The organism is Methylobacterium aquaticum (genome assembly GCF_001043915.1).
Classification (GTDB): domain Bacteria; phylum Pseudomonadota; class Alphaproteobacteria; order Rhizobiales; family Beijerinckiaceae; genus Methylobacterium; species Methylobacterium aquaticum.
In genome coordinates this window covers 1-658 of record NZ_LABX01000468.1, presented here as the reverse complement: position 1 = coordinate 658, position 658 = coordinate 1, and the positions used below count along the sequence as shown (strand labels likewise).

General features: G+C 72.2%; 1 pseudogene. It reads left to right on the top strand.

The annotated features are described in order from the left end of the window. Positions 1 to 148: 148 nt before the first annotated feature. Positions 149 to 658 (top strand): annotated as a pseudogene (locus tag VP06_RS33285) (porin family protein); the annotation flags it as partial.

Below are 658 nucleotides of genomic sequence, written 5' to 3'. Positions count from 1 at the left end.
GTCAAGGGGCAGGAGAGGGCGCCCCAGGGCACGTTTCGGTCAGTGCTTCCGGTCCGCCATCTGGGGGGCCGCCCTGGGCGCCCCCCCGCCCCTCCCCCCCGCCCTGCGGCCGCCCTCCCCCCCCCCCCCCCCGCCGCTCCCGGCCCCGGTGGAGGTCGGCTCCGGCTGGTACCTGCGCGGCGACTACACGGCGAGCGATTTCCGCCACCCGAAGGACGACACACTGCCGGGCACCGAAGGCGCCAAGCTCGTCGGATTCCGCCTCGGCAACACCGACGGCTATGGCGGCGGCATCGGCTACCGCTTCAACAGCTTCCTGCGGGCCGACGTCACCATCGACGGGCGCACCCGCAGCCGCTTCCGCGACTATTCCTCGCGCACGATGTTCGTCGAGGGCTTCAACACCGAGGCCGGCAAGCTCGACGTGCTGACGGGCCTGTTCAACGTCTACGTCGATCTCGGCACCTGGTGGGGCTTCACGCCGTATATCGGCGCCGGCGTCGGCATGGCGAGCAACCGCTTCCACGACGCCTGGACCGGCACGACCTGCTTCACCACCGCCTGCGGCAGCGGCAAGGACGGCAGCTACCAGCTCGGCGCTCAGGGCTTCGACGCCCGCGCCAACCACACCGCGATCGGCCTCGCCTGGGCGGCGATG